The following is a 25,539-nucleotide window of genomic DNA, read 5'->3' on the forward strand; positions in this document are numbered from 1 at the left end:
TAACTTTGTAATCCTCACATCGGCTGCAACAACCTCTGCCACAACCTTGTGTAACGCTGCTGATCGTTTGTAGTCCGCACAGCCAATGATATTGCTTTCTTAGAACCAATCACGATCGCCAATTTTCTAGCACGGGTTAACCCTGTATAAAACAAGTTACGCGACAACATCATAAAATGTTGCATATACAATGGAAATATCACCACGGGATACTCTGAGCCTTGGCTTTTATGTACTGAGACAGCGAACGCCAGAGTAATTTCATTTAAGTCAGCATAATCATAAACTACAGGTCGCCCAGCATAGTCAACTGTAACCTCTTGTTCTTCGGTATCGATACTCAGGATGCTTCCCAAGTCTCCGTTAAATACTTCGCGGTTGTAATCATTAGTTTGTTGAATGACGCGATCTCCAACTCGCAATGTCATCCCGCCCCGATTAATCTCCACTTTGTCCGGTGCAGGTGGATTGAGCAGCCCCTGCAACACCATATTCAGGTTACGAGTTCCTACCAACCCCCGCAACATCGGACAAAGTACCTGCACATCTGATGCCGGATTGAAACCCAGCCGAGGGAGAAACTCGCTCACCAACTCACAAATTGCTTGTACTCCATGCTCTGGCTGATAACCTCCACCATGCCACAGGCAATCTGACACAGGATTATCACTAATTGGTTCCATCGGAGGGTACTCCCCTTGGTTGATTTGGTGTGCGGCAGTGATAATTGCGCTTTGCTGGGCTTGGCGGAATACTTGCGTTAGCCGCACCACTGGTACTTGAAGCGAATTTATCAAGTCAGCCAAGACTTTTCCTGGCCCCACTGAGGGAAGCTGATCAATATCACCTACTAATAATAGTTGCGCTCCCTGTGCTACAGCTTTAACCAGAGAGTATGCCAGGAATAGGTCGAGCATACTAGCTTCATCAGCAATAATTGCACTGTCGGGTAGGGGATTTTCATGATCGCGCTTAAAGCCCATTTTCTTGGGGTCAAATTCCAACAAGCGATGTATGGTCTTTGCCTCAAGTCCGGTCATCTCACTTAGCCTTTGTGCTGCCCTGCCTGTTGGTGCAGCTAGAGCGATTGTTTTGCCCATTGCTTTCCACAAGCTGACTATGGTGTGCGTGGTGAAAGTTTTGCCAACTCCAGGCCCACCAGTCAGAACCATAACTGGTGAATAAGCTGCCATTTCCACCGCTTGCTGCTGTTGTTGCGATAACTCAATATTGCGACTCGTGGTAAAACGCTCCAACCAAGCACGAACACGGGGCATATCTTGCACAATCGGCTGGTGTAACCGTCGAGTGATTAATTGTGCTAGATTTTGTTCCGTATGAAAGAACGTTGGTTTGTAGCACAGCAGTATTTTCTCTCCAAAGCTGTCCCGAATACTTTCTCTAACCAAGTCCTCCCTTAATGCCATATCTTTAATGATCTGAGCGATTGCCTCCTCTGCCGGTTGGTGAGTATCAGTTGTCAGCAATTTGATGACTTTCTCAATTAGTTCTTTTTGTGGCAGGTAGCAGTGTCCATCTTCGGCAGCTTCACTCAGTGCGTGGATGATTCCAGCACAGTATCTAAATTCGCTGTTGGGAGCTACCCCCAAGTTTCGCGCAATCTTGTCGGCTGTGAGAAAGCCTATTCCGTAGATGTCAGTTGCAAGCTGATATGGATTCTCGGTGACTGTAGCGATCGCCTTGTCTTGGTACTGCTTGTAAATTTTGACTGCATAAGTTGTTGACACTCCGTGGCTTTGCAGAAATACCATCACTTCTTTAATGGCTTTCTGAGTTGACCAGGCATTCTTAATTAGCTTGATCCGCTTTTTTGCAATGCCCTGAACTTCAATGAGTCTGTCAATCTGGTTTTCAATTATGTCGAGCGTTTCTAAACCAAAGTGTGCAACTATGCGTTTGGCTGTGACCGGGCCAACTCCTTTAATTAGCCCACTACCCAAATATTTCTCAATTCCGGTCAGGGTTGCTGGTTTGGTTTCTTTGTAATTCGTGACTTGAAATTGTGGCCCGTATTGTGGATGGTCACGCCAAAAACCTGTCAATTGTAATGTTTGTCCTGGCTGGATATTGGCGAAACTACCGACGATTGTGGTGAGGTCGGTAGTGCGGGGGCGTATTAGACGTGCGACTGTATACCCCGATTCCTCTGAGTGGAAGGTCAGGCGTTCGACTACGCCAGTGATGGTTTCGTAGTGCGGCGTGGCGTTTACTTGTGCTTGAGCAGGAGTTGGAGAAGTAGACATTGCTTTGTGCAAAAATGCCTTGTGCTGTAGTTACGGCAAAATCTTTAAAGAAGTAAAAGAAGTATAAGTATTAAAGAGCTATTGCTATAGTACATAAATACTAAAATAGAATTGCCTGCTGTCACAAACAAACTAATATAAGGTATACAAAGCACATCTGCCATGCCCAAACGCTGAGTTTTGTGAGAGTGCGCGTCGGTGGTTGCAGCAAAACGACGAGGCTAATGTGCCGCAGCAGCTAGCCAAACACCGTAGTAGCAAAATGGCGCAGGAAGCTCATGAGGTTATTCCTCCCACAGATGTATTTCGACCAAGCTAGAACTTACGCCAACAATTGCCACCTGATGAGTTTAACTTGTACGCCATGATTTGGAAACGCGCGATCGCTTCCCAATGTAAATCTGCTCAATTACGCAAGACTCAAGTAATCACATCTTCGGGCAATCTCTTGTGGCAGGTCTTAGGGCAAATGATTGAGTTTTATGGTTATGTGCGGTACTGGAATAATCTCAGCAAAGATTCTGTTTTACCTGCTCTACAACAAGGGCAATCGCTAACTTTGGATAATGCAGCGTATGAGAAAAAACAAACCTAACCACCGCCACGTTACAGCGAACCCAAACTAGTACAGCTGATGGAGCGCAAAGGGATTGGTCGCCTCAGTACTTATGCTCCCACAGTTGCTACCCTCAAAAAGCGCGATTATCTACAGTTAACCAAAGACAGTCTACAACCATCCGCTTTGGGGTTGGAGGTTGATGCTTTTTTACAGAAGGCATTACCTGATTTGCTCCAAGCAGAATTTACCGCGAAAATGGAGGATGCTCTTGATGCGATAGCGGAAGGTAAACACTCTTGGCAGCAATATCTTACTGCTTGGAATCAGGATTACTTTGTTCCGGCACTTTCTAAAGCTAAAACTTTAGTTACAGGCGCATCTGTTAGTACCGCTGCTGTTGAACGCAAGAAGTACGAATTTTCTAGAACAAAATGTCCTGTGTGTCAAAATTTTCTCGCCAAAATCAATAGTAGTAAGGTCAAGAAGAAATACTTCCTTAAGTGCACTAGTGGCTGTGAGAATGTTGTCCTGTTTTGAAGCGAGCACACCAAGTCTTGGTCAGTACCTCAGACTCAGGTAGCTAAAAGTGAAAATTATCCAAAATCTCCTGCCAAACTCAGTTCATATCCCTGCCCAGTATGCAAACAACCTTTAGAGGAGTACAGATATAGAAAGGATGAGCAACAAAAGATGATGCTGCGGTGTTCTGCTAAAGAATCCTGGAAGGACAAAAAACATAAAGATGTGGCTTACCTCAGTACGCAAAAAGACGCAAAAAGGATGGTGGAGTCCCATGTGGGGGGGGTGCTTGCAATTTAGATAGTGTTTAATGTGGTTTTGCTTAAATAATATAAAATTGATTTTCCTATTTAAATCAATGAACCTAACAATAATTCTCACTCTAATAATGCTTCAATCTGCCCCAACAACTTTTCTAAAGCTTTGGCTTTTTTAGGATCTTCCCAAACCTTAGTTTGCTTAATCCGCTGATAGGCTTGCTTCATCCGATTATGTAGGAGAGAAGGCTCAGAAGAATCCGGATCTCTAATTACTTTGATGCAACTTTTAATATCTCTAACTGAAAGGTTTTCTTCAATAGTTTTTACTAATAGTTCACGTCGCTGCTCTTCGTCTTTAATTTGTGCAAGAACACGGGCTTTAGTATATTCGAGTTCTCCTCGACGCAAACTGTCCAGAACATCTTTAGGTAAGTTGAGTAAAGGTAGACGATGACTACGAAAGCTATCTGGAGTAAGCCGTCCAATTAATGTAAATATATGGTCTAGCATCTCACATTGGCTACGAACAACGTTGTCCGTAATTTCTGTTTTTTGCTTTTGGAGGTTAGCTATATGATTAAGCAGAGAGATAACCTCTTTTTGAGAACATTCTAAACGCATAGACAGTAGTTGCAAGATAGCCTCAGTTTCCTCAATTGGATTTAAATCTTCCCTCTGCAAATTTTCCAGAAGTGAGATTTGAAAAGCATCTTGGTCATTTAGCTCACGGATAATAACGGGAATTTTTTCTATCCCAAGAGTTTGAGCAGCTCGGTAGCGCCTTTCCCCAGCTATAAGTTCATAATTACCTGATTCTAACGGTCTAACAAGCAGTGGTTGTAGGATGCCATGTTCACGAATTGAGGTAACGAGACTTTCCATTGCTTGAGTAGAAAAGTAGCGCCGAGGCTGATGAGGACTCAGGTGAATTTGAGTAATAGGCAAAGATTGTTCAGTCAAGTCTTGTTCAGCAATTTGATGATTATTTGTAACTCCTACTAAATCAAGAAATTGCTTAGTTTTATTGGGAAATTCCATTTCATCAACCATTGACAAGCGTCGTTTAGCCATATTATTAAACCTGCTTTGCCATTTCTTCGGCGATTGCTCGATAAGGATCAATTAATTTATGTTCTGTAGTGTAAAGATGGATCGGTTGACGTGCCAAGTTTGATTCAGGAAACTGAACAGACTTGGGCACAGGCTCAAAAATTTTAATGCCAGCTAATTTAGTCTTAAGAGTTTTGAGAGCATCTTGAGTAGTAAGTGTACGGTCTGCCATTGTAGGCAAAACTCCTAAGATTTGCAAATTAGGATGAGTATCTTCATCTCGTATACCATCAATAGTTTCTAATAATTGCCGCAAGCCCTCTAAAGCAAAAAACTGACATTGAACGGGTATTAAAACCGCATCAGCTGCCATCAATGCATTTAGAGTAAGCATTCCTAAGCTAGGTGGGCAATCAATTAGAATATGGTCAAATTCTTGCCGCAAAGGGTTTAACTTCTTTCTAAGAATTCGGCTATTATCTGCCAAAGTCAAGATTTGCTTTTCTCCGGAAGCCAGAGAAATATCCGATGGGATTAGTTTAATCCCATACTTCGTTTCGATAATAGTCGCTGCTGCGCTCTGTTTCCGATCTGTCAATACTTCATAAGCAGTCTTCTGTCCTGGTTGAATCTTTATTCCTAAACCTGTGCTTAGGTTACCTTGAGGATCAAAGTCAACTGCAAGACAGGAGCAACTTTCTGCCAGCACTCCGCTGAGTGCAATAGTGGAGGTAGTCTTCGCTACACCTCCTTTCTGATTGGTGATTGCAATAATCATACTGTCTGAGTTGTATGCGAATTTACTGAAAAAATACATTGAGTTCAATAGAATGAACTGATTCTAAAGCAATTTCAGCAGACTGAAAATATTTTTATAACTATCCCAATCGAATTAAACTAAGTTTTCAAACAATTAAACAACGTAGCTTTTTCCACAGGCTGATTCTCAATAACCATAGATTCATAAAAGATTAAAAGACCCTGCGCCCTTTGCAGCCTCCGGCTGCTGCAAAGCCTGACAAAGTTATTTCATGACAACCCCGTCAGGAAAAATATTTCAAAAATTGCTTATGGGGGTTAAGTAGGTGTTATATATACCCTATTAATAATTTGGATTTTTAATAAAAATTTAGCCCCTATATAGGGTATATATAGCTGTTGCTTAGGGTATATTTTGTTGTTTGATACCTTGAACCCCACTTGACACCCAAGAGACTTCTGATAAGCTCTTGAGGTTAGGGAACAAACAGGTATTGAGCACAGAAGAATTTTGCACTAACTTCTTTCCTTTGCACAAGCGCCCTCTTCCTTCCCTAGTTTGCCTGAGCAGATAACTTTCTTAACCAAACTGTATTAACTTAATCCCTATGTCAAATATTCACACCTTGCAAAAAATTTTTCCGGCGGGCTTTGATAACGGTTACGGCAGCCTGAAACTTTTAGTCGATGGTTTTGATGTCGTTCGCGTCCCCAGCTATATTTCTTCTGTTGAGATGGAGGATGTCCCAGGACGAGTAGTTTTTAATGGGACTGCTTACACAGTTGGTGAATCTGCTTTTCGTACAGGTTATCACTTTGAACGCAACACAGATCATAACGAAAACAAGGTCAACAATGCACTGATTACTATGTTGGGTGCATTAGCACATCTGCCACATCGTAAGGCTTGGCATTTAAAGTTAGTCGTCAGCTTACATGATGTTGGTTTAGCAGACGACCTCAAACAAGTACTCAACGGTGAATATCAGCCAGTACTTGCTGGCAAAGTTTCAGAGGTGAAGATAGAAGTACTCAAAGTTGTACCAGAAGGAATGGGTGCATTGTTTGGGCAACAACTTCCTCCAAAATTAACCGTTTTAGACTTTGGTAACGGTACAACTCTGTATTCTCGTTATAACCAAGGCAAGCGCGAAGTTCATACCCCCTACCCTACAGGCGTAGAAGTTCTCATCGATGATATTTCCCAAAAGATGAAACATCTAAATGGCGGTAAAATCGGCGAGCCATCAAAGATTCGATTTTGTCTGGAAATGGGACATACCAGATACAGCCGTGAAATTGATATCAAAGATGTCTACAGTGTTTGCTTGAAGGATTGGTATGAAAAATACTTGAAGAAAGTTGTGAATCTCACACTTGATGCCAAACACACTGGCGATGAAATTTGGGCGATTGGTGGCGGTTGCCTGTTACCTGGATTTAAGAAACTCTTAGAGAAGAACGGTTTCAAAATTCTCGATAATCCCGTCGAAGCTAATGCCTGTGGGCTTCTTGAAATGGCAAAAGCGATTGTTAAAAAGAATCAACAGCTTATTTAGGAGGTGAGCATAATGGCACAGCCACAAGACAATACACCGGAAAAAGTGCGGATTAAAGACAGCTACCGTCAACGCATATTTGTAGAATCACAACAACTAGATAAAAGTTACCTAGAGACGCTTTACTTTATCATTGATTGCTATTTTGCTTTTAAAAAGGGGGCATTCCCAATACAACAGCTGATTCATACACCTTTTGCCACTGCGGTTACAAGCCAAAACTTAGAACAACAGCCGACTCCAATGCCAACGGAATCTACACTCGACGAAATACAAGATGATTCAGATGGCGAAACATTTTCCCTTGATTTTGATTTGTAACAGTACTGAGACAGGCAAATTTTCAAAGTCTGCTATCTGAGGCATTTCTTGCAGCCTAGCTTACAGCATAATATAGTCCTGTATCTTCAATAAATTCAAATTCCCAACCGATACTGTATTTATCCTTAGACTTGCACCATGACACAAAAAGCGGTGGTGGTAAATTAGCCTGTACCCTAGAAATAGACTACTGAGGCTGTATCTATCACGCGAAAGCACAATAACATGGCTTTTTCTGATGAATGTCATCGCTATCGGAGCTTGCACCCAGCACAGATAATCTTTTGTCTAGTTACTTCCATCTTGCTACACTCTACTTTACTGATGGTGAGCAAATATTGGCTCAAAGCCTTTATGCCTGAGCCTAAGCAAGAGATTCCAATTGAAGTAGTTGAAGTTTTTCCTAATCAAACACACATACCCCCAAAAACCTCATTCCGGGCTACTAAAGATTCTATTGCGGGTGGTAAAGCTTTACCAAAAAGACCTGTTTCTGCTGTATTACCGCGAGATGCACATAGAGCCTCTAGCAAAAGTCCTTCTGACTTATCTCCCGTTAAAGTATTCCAGCCAGGAACAGGACAGCAGAAAGCAGAATTACCAAATTCATCTTCTCAACAACCTAAACCGCAAAAAACAAAGTCCGCATCTGCAACCAGACCACCCGCACTCAAGCCTAAAGCGGTAGCACCGACCACACTACCAACACCCACTACTGAGCCAACAGCGCTCACAAGGTTAACCAGACCACCCGTACCCAAGCCTAAGGCAGTAGCACCGACTACATTACCAACACCCACTACTGAGCCAACGGCGCTCACAAGGGTAACCAGACCACCCGTACCCAAGCCTAAGGCAGTAGCACCGACCACATTACCAACACCCACTACTGAGCCAACGGCGCTCACAAGGGTAACCAGACCACCCGCACCCAAGCCTCAAAAAATAGCAGTAGCGCCGACTACACCACCAGCGCCTAAAATTGAGCCAACAGCGCACAACAGAGCTATTACATCACCAGTACCCAATCCTAATAACTTAATCCAGCCGGGAACTAGATTAAGTGGGCGAACACCTTCTCAAACTCGGCCTTCTCATTACACAGGTGCAGCAGGTTTGCTGGGTGGTACTGTGAGTGTATCTAGCCGGAATTTTAGCGGTGATAATCTGGCTGCCTCACCTAATTCCAACCGCGATCGCAAAACGACTTCTGGTATTGATGCCCAAAGTCAAGATATAGATATTACCTCTTATTTAAATCAATTACGCCAACGAGTCAAGCAGCAGTGGCTACCAGGAATGAGCCAATCTGACCGGCGAACAGTGCTTAACTTCAGTGTTAACCGTTCAGGTCAACTGAGCAATCTCCAGCTTGCACAAACTTCTGGATTCAGCCTCAGCGATCAAGCCGCACTCAACGCTATACAGCGAGCTGCGCCCTTTGCACCTTTGCCTACAGGTTATCCCAACAAATACATCCATATTCAATTTACATTTGATATCAATGTTTATGGGGAGCTAAATTTATCGGGGGATGGTGGCTAACAACAGGCAAGCGATTAATCAAAAGTCAGAAACTCAAGTGATGTCAAAGTTCAAAGTGCTTTATTGCAAGCATTTTAACTGCCATCAAATCTCCGTTCTACTATTTTTTATCTCCAAATTTATATTTCGGGCAGGTCTAATCCTGGAATTGCACGCCTGCAAGGGAGCAATTGCGAATTGTTTGGTCAACCACTAATAATATAGGTTACTAACACCAGCCGCTGACACGAATAGAAGGAGCAACAATTACTTTTCATGTTCAATCTGCGTGATTACCAACAAGATTTAGTTTCACAAACGTTCGCCGCTTGGTCTAGTGGAATCAGAAAAGTATTATTACAACTAAGCACAGGTGGTGGCAAGACGATTATCTTTGCAGCAGTGGCATCGAAGATGACAGCGCAAAGTGAAGGGGTGTTAGTAGTCGCTCACAGACAAGAGCTGATTATCCAAGCGGCAGAAAAACTAGCGGCGGTGACAAAACTGCAACCAGGAATCATCAAAGCAGGATACAAGCCGACTGATTCATTAATTCAGGTAGCTAGTATCCAAACTCTTGCGCGTCGTCAAATTTACCCTACTGCACAGCTTGTCATTATTGACGAAGCTCACCATTCTTCAGCTAACAGTTACCGCAAATTGCTAAATGCTTATCCTAATGCGCTCATTCTGGGACTGACAGCTACACCAAGACGTGAAGATGGCTATGGATTACGAGATATTTTTGACCACCTGATTTGCTCGATTTCCACCAAGGAATTAATTGCTCTGGGGTACTTAACAGATTACAAGTTAATTGCAGGCTTTAAATATTCTCGACACAAAGTTCCGCAAAAACGCGACTTTACTCGTAAAGAATTAGAGGAAGTTGCCTCTGATTACAAACCATCTGAAGTCTTAAAGCAGTGGAAGAATTTTTGCGCTGGTAAAAAGACGATAATTTTTGCAGTCAACGTCATGCACTCTCAGCAGATTGCAGCAGCGTTTTGTACTGATGGCATTACCTGCGAACATCTTGATGGCGATACATCGAATGAGCAGCGTCAAGCCATTATAGATAGATTTCGTAGTGGTCAAACACAGGTTATCAGTAATTGTGCAATTTTAACTGAGGGATTCGATTGCCCAGACTCACTTGCAGCAGTCATTGCTCGACCTACTAGCAGTGTGACTCTCTGGCTGCAAATGATTGGCAGAGTATTACGTCCTGCACCAGGAAAAGATTATGCAACTATCTTAGACATGACTGATAACTGGTTTCGGCTAGGGCGTCCATCTGACAATCGAAAATGGAGTCTCTCTCCAGTATCCTGCGACCCAGATACCCAAGGAAGCAGATGTTGCCCCCACTGTCATCATGTCTTCAAACCCATGCCAGCCCTAATTCGTGCCAAGGAGTACTTTAATTCTCAAAAATCCGAGTTTGTCATCCACTATGAAGTAGATTGTCCCAATTGCGGTAAATCTTTTAAGTGGGTATTAGAAGAATCCTCCGCTACAGAAAATTCTGGAGTGCCGATAATTGTTTCTGACTTGAATCTTGAGTTTAAAGAAGTCCCACCCGAAGTCCGTCCATCTTTACTTACCTCAATTATTGAAGCCAAAAAGCGCAAGTTTAGAAACCAAGATAAAAAATTAGTTTTTTATCGTTTCACAATTAGAAATTGGTTCTTAAATTGCCAGGAACTAACTCTCAGCGAGCTAATTTATGCTATTGAACTACTTGATTGTCCACAACAAACATTTGAGTCGAGCATAGAATCTTTAGTTTATCGTGTTCGCAACGCTCAAGAATGGCCAGATGTGGCAACAATTATGTCTAATCGTCCAGACAGTGTTAAGAAAACTATTTGGAGTAGATTATCTAGTCTCGAAAAAGATAAGTTGAAAACCATGAAAGTCAACTATGACAATGAAATTAATGAAATGAAAGAATGGTTAACTGAAGAAAATCTCTCAGCTACAGCAGAATATTTGTCAGCTTGCCAGGACATTGAAATGTTTGATTCTTTATGGCAAATTTATAAAAAACCAGCTATTAAAGCAGCAATTAACCGGATAACTAACGATAAACGTGACCAAATTAATCAGTGGATTGCACAGTTAGATAGAGCGAGTTAATTCAAGGGGTATTTAGCCTCAGTTATCTACAAGTGCTACAAGCAATTAATAATCAAATCAAACATTATTTATGTTTACTGAGCAGGGTTATATTAGACATCTTTTTATAAAACAGCAGCATAAATCAACGATGACATCAGTTGAAAAAATCAACTTAAAAATAGTTCATGGAATTGAAGAAGATATTAATGCTAATCCCATTAGTCCCAGGCAAATCTTAATTGTTAGGTATGAAGATATTTTAGAATTCGCAATTCCACCAGGAGAATTACGAGAGAATATTGTCATATCCGGGATAAAAGCTGAGAATTTCACTCCTGGTTCTGTAATAAGTTTTGATAGCGGGGCTGCTATTCGCTTAACTTTCTATTGTGAGCCATGTAAGCGTATAGCTCATTTAGTTGATTCCTTAAAACATCTTCAAGCCAAAAGAGGGATTTTAGGTGTAGTTATCAATTCAGGTACAATTAATGTCGGAAATAGCGTTTATATTCAAACTGATAAATTCCCAGCCTTGCCTGAAAAACCTTATGAACGCTTTCTCGAATTTATAGTAAAAGTACCAGCAGGTAAAGTAGTAACTTACAAACAGATAATTCAAGCTATTGGAGTAGATAACAGCTATCTCAGAGCTATTCCTATCTATCTGAAAAAGACATCTGCTGAGGATTATCCAATTCACCGTATCTTAGACTCTCAAGGATATTTAATAAAATATGTTTCCAATCAAAAGAGGAAATTAGAATTAGAAGATGTTAAAATTTTGGCTCATTTAGATTTATCTAGTGGCTCAAATAAATATTTTGTAGATTTCAGTAAATATTTGTATCAAATTCATGAACTTTTTCTATATTAAAAATCCAAGTCATCCTTGATATTCAAAATATTATTGACAATAATTCAATCTTGTTACGGCTACTAAAGTTTCACTAATTAACACTTGATTGCAAGGGGAGAATTTTATACTATACTTGCATCTATATTATTAATAGTTTTTGAAAGTTGATAACGGTTAAATACAGGCAAGTTTTGTATGTTTAATTCTAGCTCAAGCTCAAATAGAAAAGCGATATTAGCTTTGTTATTGCTTGTACCAGTTGCGAGCTTTGGTGTTGCTACCCCATTATATTTTCTTCCTGGAGTATTAGGAAATTTAGTAGCTATATTCTCTAAAATCTGGATGCTGATAGTACCGATTGTTTGGTTATTTTTCATTGAACCAGAGAATTTAAATTTAAAAGTCCAACAGGCTCAAGGGCGTAATTTATTAGTCGGGCTGGGATTAGGATTATTGATGCTAGGCATCATCTTGATTATTTATCGACTACTAGGCCCGCAGTGGATAGATGTTGAGTATGTTCGTGAACGGGCAATGTAAGTTGGATTAACTAATTTTTTAATTTACTCGATAGGCGCAGGATACTGGATATTTATTAACTCGTTACTTGAAGAATTCGTTTGGCGTTGGTTTGTCTATCGCCAATGTGAAATATTGGTTTCCAGCCAATGGGCTGTAATTCTATCAGCATTATTTTTTACAACTCATCATATTATTGGTTTAGCAGCATACTTCGATTGGCGTGCCACAGCATTATGCTCGTTAGGAGTTTTTATTGCTGGGGTGGTATGGTCATGGTGCTACTTAACTTATCGCTCAATCTGGCCTGGATATATCAGCCATGTTTTTGCAGATATAGCAATTTTTCTCGTTGGCTGCCAACTATTGTTTGCCTAACTATTGTCCTTGTTCACGTGCTCGTAGTGTACCTACTCTCAACTCTTTTAAATGCTTCAGTCCTGGCTTCTAAGCTTTTCTATCTGTTGAGTTAGAGAGCGAGTATGTTTGTCGCCTGGGGGTAATTGGCTAAATACTTTCATTGCAGCCTGATAACTCTCCAATGCTTCGGAATTTCGAGATAGTTGTTGAAGACAGTTACCCAACTTTTGCAAAGTTCGAGCTTTATCAAATTCAACCGCTTTAAACCTATTGAGTGCCAGTGAAGTATCGTAGCAAGCAACAGAACGCTCGAAGTTTTCTACAGCTTGTGTATATTGTGACAGCATGACTTGTAAATCAGCTACCGATGTTAATGCACCCGCCTTGAGTGCATGATTGCAATAATCATTAGGCGTAAGCTTTATGGCAGTGTCATACCTTGTCAGCGCCTGTTGGTAGGAATCAAATGCTTGTGCATATTGTTTTTGACTCGACTGTAGTTCGGCTAATCTTTCTATGAGCGTCCCTAGATAACTGATATTAAGGCTGTCATCAGGAGTTTGAGAAAATGCTATTTCATAAGCAGCACGAGCCTGCTTTAAAGCCTTAATTGCCTGTTTGTATTGCTTCTGCTCTAACTGTAGCTCAGACAACTTTTCATTAGCCATACCCAAGCGCTTGTTCGTATTGAAGTCATTAGGGGCGAACTTGAGGGCAGTTTTATATATTGCGATCGCTTGAGTATAAGTTTCAATTGATTCACGCTGCTCCATAAAACTAATTTCTAACTTGATATTAAGCGCTTTGGTGTGATAATTAGAGCCTGTCAAGAAACAACTTTTACAATTTGCTATCTAGAAAGCTTACTGAGAAGACATTCTTAACTCAAAAAAGGCAAGGTTGTTACGTGACAAGCTCTTAGCTCAAAAAGCGCTAATTTTTTACCTGTCGGTGATTATATAGTACAGATGTTCTGCAAACAAGAGGATAGGCAAGCAGACAAGCGGATAAGGTCAAACAAGTATAAATAAATGCAATTGGGAAAAGCGCGCTCTTGGCAAACTCAAATGTTTTTATTTAAATTCCCTAGCGAATCAAAACATTTTTGTATAATCTGGTCAAATTCTGTCCAGGAAATAGCTTGACGATGCTCCACACAAATCACATCGGGCGGAGACTTCATGACTTTTATCCAACTCGCTAGCGGCATCGTCAGGGTTGGTGGAGCTGAGTTTATGCCTTTGAGTTGCATCTCTTCGACCGGATGCTGCCAGATGGAAAAAAACAAATTGAGGTCAAAGCCACTATCAAGCAGATGTCCGGTATCTAGCACAAGAGAAAATACCTCTGGTTGATTTAAGCACCTGATGAGAGAAACAATCTCATCAGGATGGGTCAATGCCCCAGCACGTTTGGGACTTAAGGGTTCTATCATGATACGAACCCCTAACTTTGCTGCTCGTTGAGCCAAGCTGGAGAAAAACTCTACTGCTCGTTCTAATGGATTATCTGCTAAGTCATGCCCAAAGCCGCAGACTGTTACAATTCGAGGTGCATTCAGTTGAGCGGCTAGTTCCAAGGTCTGTTCTACATGAATTTTGGCTTGATGACGATGTTCCGCATTGCAATGAAGCGGATGAAAATCGTGCATTTGATATGCCTGCACGCTGGCAATTGGTATCTGAGCGCGTTTATACACATCTATCTGTATATCCCCAAAATTGGCAATCTCTAGAGCAATGCCCCAACGCCGGACGGCTGCAAATCGCTTTGCCTGAGTTGCATCAGGTAGAGACGTTTCTACATAGGCGAGGGTGGGTTGCTTCATCCTCTGTTTACCAAGATAGTTCTGTGCATTTGAACTTTGGTTTTCATTCTATTAATTTCTTCAGCCAGTGATGTACGTTACTAGATGAGCGTTTTAGCTATGCGCGTGCTTGGACATTAATTCTTTCGTGGAAGCAGACAACACCCAGTATTAAGAGCGATCGCTTGCCTACTTCAGCTATTTAGAATCCCAAGTATAAAGCCCTTTTTCATCTGCCACTCTTGAGAATCGTCCTGTGCGATAACCCCGTGATAATTCTTTTAGCATCTTGGGTTTTACTTGTGTAACATCTTCAACATCAAGTTCTCCATATAGCCCTTGTATGACTTCGGCAATATTAAAAACTTTGTTTGGATTTTGTTGCAACAATGAAGTAATTGCATCAATCAAAAATTGCCCTTCAAATTCCCTCTTCATGGAAATAAGGTTGGTTTTTGCCCGTGGGTCAGGTTTGTTGTTTTTGGTCTTACTCTGCTTAGAAAAACTTTGAGCGCGATTCGAGTTGAGCAATTTTAAGTCTAGAGTAAAACAGCCAGGCTTGCCAGGAATAAGGAACCATTTACCGCTTTCTCTGCCATAAGTCAAAGTAGATTGAACTCTGCTTTTTACAACTTTGAAAACATCTGGTTCTAATTCTCCATACAGCGAGCGCACAATAAAATCGATGTGACAGACAGTACCTGCGTGTTTTTGCAATACCTTTTGGATCGCTTCAGGGCGGTTCAGAGATTGATATTCCGGCAACATTGGAATATCTGCCGATTTACTTGATTTGTTTGGAGTTGCTGAAGATGTCTCTAGAATTGTAGATGTTGATGCTGGTGGCTCGTCTTCCTCCCCTATCTCTACATCTGTTTGTGAAATAACAGAGTTGTTCGGCTCAACTAAGCTAGTCGAAGATTCAGAGATGTTATCGCTATTTGATGACAACAAATCTTCATCAAGAGCAGCAGGAACTACCTCATTCAATACTGATGGCATCTCGATATTTGGAATTGATTGAGATAACTCCTCTACCTCTAAATCATTTGTTTGTGTAAGTTCAGAATCAGTAGGCTCTATCAAGTTGACTGAAGTTTCACTAATGCTTGCGCTATTGCCTAACAAGCGATTTTCCTCAATAGGAGCAGGCAATGCCTCACGAGTCACTTCAAGAGTTGCTAGTTTCTCGTTAGCGCTTGAATCCGTTGACCAGTTAGATATTAATGCTTCTACGTGGTTAAGATTATCTAATGCTTGTGTGTATAATTTCTCGTACTTTTCTACAAGCGGAGCATAATAATTTTGTAATTCTAATAGTGGATTGAGGAGATTTTCTGGCGGGGGCTGTAATTGTGATTCACTTTCCATAAATTTTTAAATTCCTTTCACGCTTTTGTTGTATATCTGTTGTAATTTTGACCAGAGTTGTCATATTCAATAATTCCAGTATCCTATACAACAGACATACCAGTGGGAGCATCCCAGTTTTTTGCAAAGAGGGCGAAAATCAGTCAGGATAAGTAAGACGAGTGTATTTACTTACCGATGACTCCAGAACAAAAGCAAGCTCTTCAAGAACATATTCAGGCGATCGCTAAAATACTGTACGAAGATACATCACCAGAAAGGCTAACAAGCCTTGCAGGAATTGAAGAAGCAGTGAGGAGCCAAATGCAAAAACATATCATGCCAGAAGTAGGAGTTTTTTTATCGAAACGGTTACAGGAACAATCGCAGGATACCAACGACGACTCAAAAGCATCCTGGGAGAGTTACCAATAACGAGCAAACAAGCCATTGAATTAAAAGTCGCACCAAGTACTCAACTAAGTCCATATCTAGAAACTTGTTGTTTAAGGGTAAGTGCGAATGTAAGCTACGAAGATGCAGCATCAGATATTGAGTATTTTACAGGTGTGCAAGTTTCCCGCAGCAGTCAACAGCGATTGGTACATCGCCAGAATTTTGACTTGCCAATACAACAAAGTACGGTTGAAGAATTAAGTGTCGATGGTGGAAACATTCGTGTACGCACTCCTAAAGGAGAAATATGTTGTTGGCTAGGCTATAAAGCGATTAGCTTACATCATCAAGGAACCGTTGGAACGTCCTTTCAAGATAATCAGGTTGTAATTGATTGGGTTAATGATCAACCACTGGCTAGCCCGCTCACTTGTATTGGTGATGGACATGACGGCATTTGGAATATAATTGACCAATTAGCGCCTAATGTACAACGTCGAGAAGTACTTGATTGGTTCCATTTGATAGAAAATCTGCACAAAGTTGGGGGTTCACAAAAACGCCTGAAACAAGCACAAGCTCTACTATGGAAAGGTGAAGTTGAGCCTACCAAAGCCCTATTTGCTGGTTGTAAGGGTAAACAAGCACAAAACTTTTGCCATTATCTTGATAAACATAGCGATCGCATTATTAACTATGAATATCATCAAGCTGAACAAATTTGTTCAGTTGGTTCTGGTTCCGTTGAATCTGCGGTTAAACAGATTGATCGTCGAACTAAGATCTCTGGAGCACAATGGAAACGAGAAAATGTGCCTCAAGTCCTTGCTCATCGAGCTGCTTACCTCAATGGATTACTATCTGTTTGAGCCACTTCAAAAACTGAGATGCTCCCTACCAGTTTGTTTGAGTTGTGTTTTCAGCCACAACCCAAACCTTGATAACTATTAACTGTTTGGGCTTCTCTCAAGTGCAGCGCTGGTTATTAATTAACCTACAAGTTCAGTTCGCAAAATCAACATCGCTCTTATAAGTCATGGGTCTTGGCAATGCTTTTTTCTTGCGCGACACTTTTGACTTTTTCGGTGGTTGTGGCGCACGGCATTTTTCACAGTACAAAGGACGCGGCCCAAAAGTCTCGCGTTGTGCTGATTGTTCGCACTGCTTGCAGATAAAGTTGAAGACGCGAGTGTGAATCTCTCGCTTGTGCGCTCTTACTGTGTACTCTTTGACGTCAATTACCTTACTTGGCATTGTCTATCGGTTTAGGGGGTTTTGTTGAGTTGAAATTGATTAACCCAATTGCATCTTAGCCTTGATTATAAAAGTTTCAAGTACCTATTTAGAACTAATTCATTCTTCTAGGAGTAACAAATTGTATAAGCGGCTACGCCAAAACAATATAGAAGTATGTCCAAATCTTCTTTGTAGCTAGATACCTTTTGTACACACTTCATACTGGCTTGAAGTTACAAACAGTTCATTAATAAGTAAAAGTACACACTCGCTACACAAAGATACTTTTACGCTTCGCCAAAACTCTTTGAAAACTAGAAAAACTCAGGAGCTATTCCCGTGGAATTACAATCTTTACTTACACTGATGATTGAAGTCGTCTTCTGGGCATTTATTACACTCATGATTTCCGATTTTATCAACGGGCTTCTTTAATAAGTGTAGAGTAGTGACTTCGCCAAACAGAAGCGAAAAAATTATATCTATATATGGATATGGTCAACTTTTTCGCTACACAAGGTTGTCTGTTTGACCTGCAAACTGTTCTAGACTACGGACAGTCCGTAATCAGCGTTGCCCAAGAACTAGCCAAATTATTAATTAACAATCAACCTATAACAACAAGAGCGATTCATCTGCGACTGAATCGTTATTTTAACGGTACTGCGGCACAGGGCAAGTGGCAGTGGAAGGATGGCTACGAAGCTGTTGAGGTTGCACTAATTCTCTACTTGCGACAAAAGGGACTAAAAGAAAATCCCTTAGAAGAATTGCAACACTTGGAATCCCTCTGTCCCACCCACACCCGGCGCAGTGAGGAGCAAATCCAGCTTCAGCAGTTTTCAACACCGTTACCTTTAGCTTACTTGGTAGCGTTAGCAGGACAAATTAGTGGCAACGACCTGATTCTTGAGCCTAGTGCCGGGACTGGGATTATAGCCCAATTTGGTAAACTCCAAGGTGCAAGTCTGATGCTCAACGAACTTTCACCCGATAGAACCAAGATTCTGCGGCGGCTGTTTCCTGGTACACCATTATTCTCTGTTAACGCGGAACAAATCAACGATTATCTGGCAGGACAAACTCAGCCCTCGGTTGTGCTGATGAATCCGCCTTTCTCATCATCGCCCAAAATCAGCGATCGCAACAGTAACGCAACTCCTCGGCACATCAACTCTGCACTACAAAGGCTGTGCGACGGCGGACGGTTGGTTACAATTACAGCCAATTGGTTTTCTCCTGCTAACCTAAGCTGGCGAGAAACTTTTGTGAAGTGGCAAGAAAAAGCGCGAGTTTTAATGTCGGTTGGGGTCAACGGCAAGGTGTACTCGAAACACGGGACAACAATCGAAACGCGAATCACCGTCATTGATAAGGTTCCGGCTAATAATCCAGACGTAATCCCTTGCATTACTGAAACTTTGGAGCTGCCGGAAATATTGGCACTAATTCAGCAATTGCCAGGGCGTTCGCAATGGAATGCTGCAACTATGAAAGCAATGGTCGTTGCAGCGAAGGTTGTTAAACTGCCGACGAAGCATACAGCGGTAGCTCAACCAGCACCCTCCGCAGAAATTACCGATGTGGTTGTTCTGGAATACGAAGTTGTCGAGTGGTCTGCTACTGAAGGACTGAAAGATACTCTCTATGAAACCTACCGACCACAGCGAATCAGAATCAAGGATGCTTTACCCCATCCCTCATTACTTTGTGAAAGTGCGGCTTTAGCATTAGTATCGCCCCCGGCTCCCACATATAAACCACATCTGACTCGCAATATTGTCTCACAAGGCTTGTTGTCAGAAGCACAACTCGAAAGCGTTATTTACGCAGGTCTTGCTCACTCAGAATTCCTTTCTGGGTCATACCTTGTTGATGACTCATGGGATAACATGACTGTGGCAGCACAGGGCGAAGAAAATGCTGTCCGGTTCCGTCGTGGCTGGTTTCTTGGTGATGGAACGGGTTGCGGAAAAGGCAGACAATGTGCAGGCATTATATTAGATAACTGGTGTCAAGGGCGGCGAAAAGCAATTTGGGTATCAAAAAGTGCTGCATTAATCGAAGATGCCCGTAGAGACTGGTGTGCGCTGGGTGGCAGCGAGAAAGACATAATCGACCTCTCAAACATCAAGCTGGGTGAGCCAATCGGGTTTACCCAAGGCGTTCTGTTCTGCACTTACTCAACTCTGCGCTCTCAGAAGAATGGCAAAAGCAGACTCAAACAAATTGTGGAGTGGGCTGGTGCTGATTTTGAGGGAGCAATAGCTTTTGACGAGTGCCATTCGATGGGAAATGCTATGGCTGTTGAGGGAACGCTCGGTTTAGTTGCAGCATCACAGCAGGGTATTGTTGGGCTGCGGTTGCAAAATGCTCTCCCAAGAGCCAGGGTTGTTTACGTATCTGCTACAGTTGCTTAAAATAACATTATTTTGAAATTGTTATTTTAATTAATAAATAACATTTGCCTTAATACTGGATCAGCTAAACAAAAAGTAGAAATAAATACAAAACTATATTTTTATAAAATTTTTTATAAATGGATATCACTGAATTTTTAATGCTTTATGACCAAGGAGAAACGGATTTTAGTGGCTTTAGCCTGAATAATATCAGTTTGATTAATGCTGACTTGAACTTAAGTGAAGTTAATTTTAGTGATGCTGATCTTTCGGGTGCTAACCTCAGTGGATGTAATTTACGCCGTTCTAATTTCAGTGGGGCCAATCTAACTCATGCCGATTTAAGTTATGCGGACTTGAGTGGAGCAGGTTTAAGTAATACTCTGTTAACTGGTGCTAATTTAAGTTTTTGTAACTTGACGAATGCTTACTTACGTGAAACAGACCTAGAAGGTTTAAATTTACATGGTGCAAATTTGAGTGAAACTGATTTGGCTGGTGTTAATTTAAGTAACGCTGACTTAAGTAATGCTGATTTGAGTTATGCAAACTTATGTTTTTATGATGCAGAGCGTGCTAAATATGACTTTGAATACACCTATAATGCTATTTTTTATTCTGATTATTATGATGAATGTTTAGAAGTAGCAATTTTAAGTAAGGCCAATTTAAGCAATGCTACTTTGAATGAAACTAAACTATGTGGGGTAGACCTCAGTAATCTTAATCTTAGTAATGCTGATATCAGTGGTGGTACCGATTTAAGAACTGCTGACTTGAGTGGTTCTAACCTTACTGATGTTGACTTGAGTAATGCAAATTTAAGTTGTGCTGATCTTAGCTATACCAACTTAAACAATGCAAATTTAAGTAACGCAAATCTGAGTAATGCTAATTTGAGTAATTCAAATCTTAGTGATGCTGACTTGAGTAATGCAAATCTGAGTAATGCTAATTTGAATAATTCAAATCTTAGTAATGCTGACTTGAGCCGTACAGAACTTGATGGAATGAACTTGAGCGGAATTAATTTAAGTAATGCTGATTTATCTTGGTCTAAATTGAATCAAGCAAACTTAAATAGTGCTAATCTTGAAAGTGCTGATTTAAGTAATGTTGAATTAAATTATTGTATTCTTAGCGGAGCTAACTTGAACAATGCTAATTTAGAAAATGCTGAGATGAATGGTACTACTTTAGATAAAGCTATTTTAATAAATGCTAATTTAGAAAATGCTGATTTGACTGGTTCTTGTTTAGATAATACTAATTTACAAAATGCTAATTTGGCTAATTCTTACTTAGAAGATATTGATTTTACTAATACTAACTTAAGTTATACCAACCTGTACAATGCTAATTTAATAGGTGCTAATTTATTAGATACAAATTTAAATTTTGCTAATTTAACTGGTACTAAAATTGATGAAACAACACAAATACACCGTAAATGGGTTCTTGTTTGGCAAATCCTTAATATAGCAGGATTTACCACAATAGATAATAATAAAAAAAATAGCATTATTGTATTGGATTTATGGCAACAACTTAAAGGTGTTGACTTAAGTAATGCTTACCTTAAAAATGCAAAACTGAAAGGTTACGATTTAAGTAATGCTGATTTAAGTAGAGCAAATCTGAATTCTGTAAACTTACAAGGAGCAAATTTAAATGAAGCAAATTTAAGCTACACAAACTTACATTCAGCTAATTTGCATAGTGCAAATCTAAGTGGAGCAATTTTAATCTCTGCGGATTTACAAGAAGCCATTTTAATAAAGGCTAATCTTCAAGGAGCAAACTTGAGTAATGCTGATTTAAGATATGCAAATATGCAAGGAGCAGTTCTAAAAGACGCTAAAAGAGATGGAGCAAAGTTTCTAACTACTGATAGATCATGTCCTTGGAACGAAATTGATGATGAGCTTTTTGAGACACTTTGCTACGATATAATTAGTGTAAAACATAAGCCTAGCCAAATATATAAAATAGGAAATTCACGCTCTCGCGATGGTGGTAGAGATATTGTATTTTACAAGTCCATAAATGATAGTGAAACTTCAACTAAATGGATAGTGCAGTGTAAACTAATTCGACAGGGAAAATCACTGACTCGAAAAATGGTGCCGGATATTCTTGATATGTTAGCTATGTATAAAGCAGGTGGTTTTTGTATAATGACAAATAGTTTAATTGACTCTACCTTACATGATAAATTAGATAATTTAAAAACTAACAACAATATTGAAATAGAACGATGGTCACGTTTAGAAATAGAAAATTTTTTAGCAGAGTATATAGAAATTAGACACAAATATTTTAAAGAGTAAACAAGCAACTTTTCTGGTAGAAGCTACGGGTGAACAGTTAACTTTGTAACAACACCTAGATTACACGAAGGCAATAGTTGTAGAGTATGTGCCTAAATGGAGTTAACCTATAAAATTTGGACAGATACCAACCAAAGAGAAGCTTTTTTAGAAGAACTGCAAGCAAAAAGCATCCATCTAGAGGTATTAGCAGATATTTTATTTTAACCTAAAGCAGACCAATTTGACTTATTATTAGCACATCTCGCCTTTAATAAGCCAGTTCACACCAGGGATGAGCGAGTTAAAGCATTTCTACACTATGAACAACTATTTCTTGAGGAGCGAATTCCAGAAGCGTGTGAAGTTATCTTAGCTTTACTCGACAAATATCGCTTGGCAGGTGTAAAAGAAATGTTTAACCCTAAAGTATTTCAGCTTTCTCCTTTTCGGGAAATAAGGCAGGCTCCAGGAATTGTTCAGAGTTTTGGTACAATTAACCATCTGCGACAAACATTAAACGAGGTGCAAAGTCGCCTTTACCGAGAAGAAACTAGGTGAGTAGAGAACAACTAACTAATGACATTTGGCAAGCCTGTGACATATTACGCCGTGACGACAACTGTGGTGGTGTTATGGAGTATGTCGAACATTTATCTTGGCTTTTGTTCTTGAAATTTTTTGATGAGCAGGAAGCAATTTTTGAGGTAGAAGCTGAATTAGCAGGTAGAACTTATAAGCGAGTTATTGATGAATCTTATCGCTGGTCTAGCTGGATACCCAAAGCTTTAGGTCAAAAAATAGGAGAAAATGGTCGCCGCTCCACGCCAGAATGGGATGGCGAAAAGTTGATGCAGTTTGTGCGGGGAGAACTGATACCTTATTTAGCTAGTCTTTATGGTTCATCGGAGCGTGAGGTTATTGCTGGGATTTTTAGCGATCGCACTGTCATCATTTGCGCTTCACCCTATAACCTTAAAGATGTGCTAGAGATTGTCGATAGCATTGACTTTAAAAATCCTGATGATATTCATACTGTTTCCCATATTTATGAGGACTTACTAAAGCGACTAGGGAACGAAAATAAAATGGCGGGGGAATTTTACACACCCCGTTCAATTATTCGTTTTATGGTAGAAGTAATTGACCCTCAAATTGGGGAGACAGTTTATGACCCTTTTTGTGGTTCCTGTGGTTTTTTGGTAGAAGCATATTTGCATATGCAAAAGCAAGAGAAAACAACTAAAGACCACAAAATTCTTCAGTATGATACTTTTGTAGGGCAGGAAAAAAAAGCACTACCTGCCTTACTTGGTACTATGAATATGGTATTGCATGGTGTTCGAGTTCCCGATATACGCCGACGCAACACCCTGGCAGAAAATTTAAAAAATGTCTCAGAGCGTTTTGATATTGTTTTAACAAATCCTCCGTTTGGAGGAAAAGAAAATGCTCAAATTCAAGTGAATTTTCCTGTAAAAAGTAATGCTACAGAACTATTAGCAGTTGAACATATTATCAAAAAGCTAAAACCATCAAATAAAGCACGTTGTGGTATGGTCGTGCCAGAAGGGACACTTTTTAGAAGTGGTGCTTTTGCTACAGTTAAGCAAATGTTGCTGAATGATTTCAGCTTATTTTTAGTAGTAAGTCTACCACCTGGAGCTTTTGCACCTTATTCTGATGTAAAAACGGCACTGTTATTTTTTGAGCGTTCCGGTGCTACAAAAGAAGTGCTTTATTATGAAATGCCTTTACCTGAGAAGTTGAAAAAATTCAGTAAAAGTAATCCTATAGCAGATGAAAATTTTGCAGAAGCAAGACTGATTTTTCGACAATTGTTAGCATATCGGCTAGGAAAAATTACTCAAGAGAATTTTACAAAAAATAGTTGGTTTGTAGATAAAAAAAATTTGGTTAAATGTGATTATGATTTAACAGCTAGAAATCCTCATCGTTTGCAAGGTAAAAAGTTGCCACATCCATCAGAACTTACTGCTAAAATTCTTGAAAATCAACAGACACTTCATCAAAAAATAGAACGCTTGCATAAACTTGTAAGTGGGCATGAGGAGGCGTGATGATTCTGTCCAGTGAACCCAAATTTAGAATGTACCCTTGGAGTTTACCTCAAGGATGGGATTGGATAGCTTTAGAAAAGTTATGTTCTCACTTCTATGGCGGTGGAACTCCCAACCGTAGTAAAAGTGAATATTTTAACGGGGATATTGTTTGGGTTACACCCACTGATATTGATGTAAACAATCCTGTTCAAGTCGTAAAATCATCTCGTACAACACTGACCAATAATGGTTTAGAATCTTCATCTGCTAAACTTCTACCACCTGGAACTGTTCTTTTCTCATCACGGGCAACTATTGGTAAAATTGCTATAGCAGGAGTTTCACTTTGTACTAACCAAGGCTTTGCTAATCTGGTTTGTAGTCATAACTTAAACAATCATTATTTAGCTTGGTGTTTACGTACACTAACTCCTGAAGTTATTAAGTTGGCTAGTTCTACAACTTATTTAGAAATTAGTCGTGGTAATTTGCGTAAATTTAAAATCCCTATTCCTTGCCCTGAAGATTCAATTCGTTCTTTAGATACTCAGCGTAGGATTGTTACACGTATAGAAACACTGATCTATGAAGTTAAACAGTCTCGCAATCTGGTTGATGAAATACGTCAAGATGTAGAGCAATTAATTTTTACAGCCTTAAATCAAGTTATAAACAAACTTGATGAGCAATATCCCGATTCTCTAACAATAAAGGAATTAATATCTATAGGTAAGATTAAGATAGAAGGTGGCGGAACTCCTGCAAGAAATAATGTGAAATATTGGGATGGAAGAATACCTTGGGTATCACCTAAGGATATGAAGCGTTGGTATATATACGATTCACAAGAACACATAGCTACAGATGCTTTAAAAGAAACGTCAGTTAAACTAATTCCTCAAGGAGCAATATTGATTGTTGTTAGAGGAATGATTTTAGCTCATACTTTACCAGTAGCTATTACGCAGAGCGAAGTAACAATAAACCAAGATATGAAAGCTCTTATATCTATAAGTAACTTATTGCCTGATTATCTGGGTTATATACTCCGCGCTCGTTCTTCATTTATATTACAATTGGTAGAAACCGCAGCGCATGGAACTAAAAGATTAAAAACTGATACTATAATGGATATCGTTATACCTATCCCTCCAGAGTCTGAGCAGAAAAGGATTATTGAGTATTTAAATTGTATCCAAAATGAAGTTGATGAAATACTAAAAGGTTTATCTCAGGATGTCAAACTACTTGATCTGCTTGAACAATCAATTTTAGATCAGGCTTTTCGAGGAGAATTGTAGG

At 40.1% G+C, this 25,539-nt stretch carries 19 protein-coding genes and 2 pseudogenes; 14 read left to right on the top strand and 7 right to left on the bottom strand.

Features of this window, described 5'->3' with window-relative positions; translation table 11 throughout:
• Positions 1-14: 14 nt before the first annotated feature.
• Complete coding sequence (recD2, locus tag AC5JL8_RS29235) at positions 15-2,264, bottom strand: SF1B family DNA helicase RecD2 (protein WP_495883187.1); 2,250 nt, start codon at positions 2,262-2,264, stop codon at positions 15-17.
• Between the two features lie 175 nt (positions 2,265-2,439).
• On the opposite strand from recD2, the pseudogene AC5JL8_RS29240 reads away from it, so the two are divergent.
• A pseudogene (locus tag AC5JL8_RS29240) lies at positions 2,440-3,646 on the top strand (DNA topoisomerase); the annotation flags it as partial.
• Between the two features lie 73 nt (positions 3,647-3,719).
• Here the strand turns inward: AC5JL8_RS29240 and AC5JL8_RS29245 are convergent.
• On the bottom strand, positions 3,720-4,673 hold the full coding sequence (locus AC5JL8_RS29245) for a ParB/RepB/Spo0J family partition protein (RefSeq protein ID WP_495883188.1): 954 nt from the start codon (positions 4,671-4,673) through the stop codon (positions 3,720-3,722).
• Between the two features lie 4 nt (positions 4,674-4,677).
• Positions 4,678-5,430, bottom strand: coding sequence for a ParA family protein (locus tag AC5JL8_RS29250; protein ID WP_495883189.1), 753 nt, complete (start codon positions 5,428-5,430; stop codon positions 4,678-4,680).
• A gap of 589 nt (positions 5,431-6,019) precedes the next feature.
• On the opposite strand from AC5JL8_RS29250, the gene AC5JL8_RS29255 reads away from it, so the two are divergent.
• The 7 genes from AC5JL8_RS29255 to AC5JL8_RS29285 all read left to right on the top strand — a co-directional run bounded on the left by AC5JL8_RS29255 (position 6,020) and on the right by AC5JL8_RS29285 (position 12,692).
• Positions 6,020-6,970 (top strand): ParM/StbA family protein, encoded by a 951-nt coding sequence (locus AC5JL8_RS29255; RefSeq protein ID WP_495883190.1) that lies wholly within the window; start codon positions 6,020-6,022, stop codon positions 6,968-6,970.
• A gap of 12 nt (positions 6,971-6,982) precedes the next feature.
• On the top strand, positions 6,983-7,291 hold the full coding sequence (locus tag AC5JL8_RS29260; protein ID WP_495883191.1) for a hypothetical protein: 309 nt from the start codon (positions 6,983-6,985) through the stop codon (positions 7,289-7,291).
• A gap of 225 nt (positions 7,292-7,516) precedes the next feature.
• Positions 7,517-8,836 (top strand): TonB family protein, encoded by a 1,320-nt coding sequence (locus AC5JL8_RS29265; RefSeq protein WP_495883192.1) that lies wholly within the window; start codon positions 7,517-7,519, stop codon positions 8,834-8,836.
• A gap of 255 nt (positions 8,837-9,091) precedes the next feature.
• Positions 9,092-10,957: a DEAD/DEAH box helicase gene (locus AC5JL8_RS29270; protein WP_495883193.1), complete on the top strand. Its 1,866-nt coding sequence runs from the start codon at positions 9,092-9,094 to the stop codon at positions 10,955-10,957.
• A 70-nt stretch (positions 10,958-11,027) separates the two neighbouring features.
• Positions 11,028-11,813 (top strand): MGMT family protein, encoded by a 786-nt coding sequence (locus AC5JL8_RS29275; protein WP_495883194.1) that lies wholly within the window; start codon positions 11,028-11,030, stop codon positions 11,811-11,813.
• 177 nt (positions 11,814-11,990) lie between these two features.
• Positions 11,991-12,335: a hypothetical protein gene (locus AC5JL8_RS29280; protein ID WP_495883195.1), complete on the top strand. Its 345-nt coding sequence runs from the start codon at positions 11,991-11,993 to the stop codon at positions 12,333-12,335.
• 54 nt (positions 12,336-12,389) lie between these two features.
• Entirely contained in the window at positions 12,390-12,692 is a 303-nt protein-coding gene (locus tag AC5JL8_RS29285; protein ID WP_495883211.1) for a CPBP family intramembrane glutamic endopeptidase, read from the top strand.
• A gap of 56 nt (positions 12,693-12,748) precedes the next feature.
• Here AC5JL8_RS29285 and AC5JL8_RS29290 read toward each other — a convergent pair whose 3' ends face one another.
• From AC5JL8_RS29290 to AC5JL8_RS29300, 3 genes are all read right to left on the bottom strand, one after another.
• A complete protein-coding gene (locus AC5JL8_RS29290; protein ID WP_495883196.1) occupies positions 12,749-13,447 on the bottom strand; it encodes a tetratricopeptide repeat protein in 699 nt (232 codons plus the stop codon).
• A gap of 290 nt (positions 13,448-13,737) precedes the next feature.
• On the bottom strand, positions 13,738-14,502 hold the full coding sequence (locus AC5JL8_RS29295; RefSeq protein ID WP_495883197.1) for a sugar phosphate isomerase/epimerase family protein: 765 nt from the start codon (positions 14,500-14,502) through the stop codon (positions 13,738-13,740).
• A 177-nt stretch (positions 14,503-14,679) separates the two neighbouring features.
• On the bottom strand, positions 14,680-15,852 hold the full coding sequence (locus tag AC5JL8_RS29300) for a hypothetical protein (protein WP_495883198.1): 1,173 nt from the start codon (positions 15,850-15,852) through the stop codon (positions 14,680-14,682).
• 177 nt (positions 15,853-16,029) lie between these two features.
• Here AC5JL8_RS29300 and AC5JL8_RS29305 point away from each other — a divergent pair.
• Positions 16,030-17,096, top strand: a protein-coding gene (locus AC5JL8_RS29305; protein ID WP_495883199.1) for an ISKra4 family transposase whose coding sequence is annotated in 2 segments (ribosomal slippage) — positions 16,030-16,186 and positions 16,186-17,096 — 1,068 coding nt in all. Because the reading frame shifts where the segments join, the coding sequence is not laid out codon by codon here.
• Between the two features lie 133 nt (positions 17,097-17,229).
• On the opposite strand, the gene AC5JL8_RS29310 is transcribed toward AC5JL8_RS29305, so the two are convergent.
• On the bottom strand, positions 17,230-17,481 hold the full coding sequence (locus tag AC5JL8_RS29310) for a hypothetical protein (RefSeq protein WP_495883200.1): 252 nt from the start codon (positions 17,479-17,481) through the stop codon (positions 17,230-17,232).
• A gap of 470 nt (positions 17,482-17,951) precedes the next feature.
• Between AC5JL8_RS29310 and AC5JL8_RS29315 the strand changes: the two genes are divergently transcribed.
• The 5 genes and pseudogenes from AC5JL8_RS29315 to AC5JL8_RS29335 all read left to right on the top strand — a co-directional run bounded on the left by AC5JL8_RS29315 (position 17,952) and on the right by AC5JL8_RS29335 (position 25,538).
• Positions 17,952-19,883 carry a strawberry notch-like NTP hydrolase domain-containing protein gene (locus AC5JL8_RS29315; protein WP_495883201.1) on the top strand — a complete coding sequence of 644 codons (1,932 nt, stop codon included), beginning with the start codon at positions 17,952-17,954 and terminating at the stop codon, positions 19,881-19,883.
• A 119-nt stretch (positions 19,884-20,002) separates the two neighbouring features.
• Entirely contained in the window at positions 20,003-22,195 is a 2,193-nt protein-coding gene (locus tag AC5JL8_RS29320; protein WP_495883202.1) for a pentapeptide repeat-containing protein, read from the top strand.
• A 240-nt stretch (positions 22,196-22,435) separates the two neighbouring features.
• Positions 22,436-22,735 (top strand): annotated as a pseudogene (locus AC5JL8_RS29325) (type I restriction-modification enzyme R subunit C-terminal domain-containing protein); the annotation flags it as partial.
• A complete protein-coding gene (locus tag AC5JL8_RS29330) occupies positions 22,732-24,255 on the top strand; it encodes a type I restriction-modification system subunit M (protein ID WP_495883203.1) in 1,524 nt (507 codons plus the stop codon). The pseudogene AC5JL8_RS29325 and the gene AC5JL8_RS29330, both read left to right, overlap by 4 nt.
• Complete coding sequence (locus tag AC5JL8_RS29335) at positions 24,255-25,538, top strand: restriction endonuclease subunit S (protein ID WP_495883204.1); 1,284 nt, start codon at positions 24,255-24,257, stop codon at positions 25,536-25,538. The genes AC5JL8_RS29330 and AC5JL8_RS29335 overlap by 1 nt, the downstream gene beginning before the upstream one ends.
• Position 25,539: the final 1 nt, after the last annotated feature.

This window comes from Mojavia sp., from assembly GCF_059505145.1.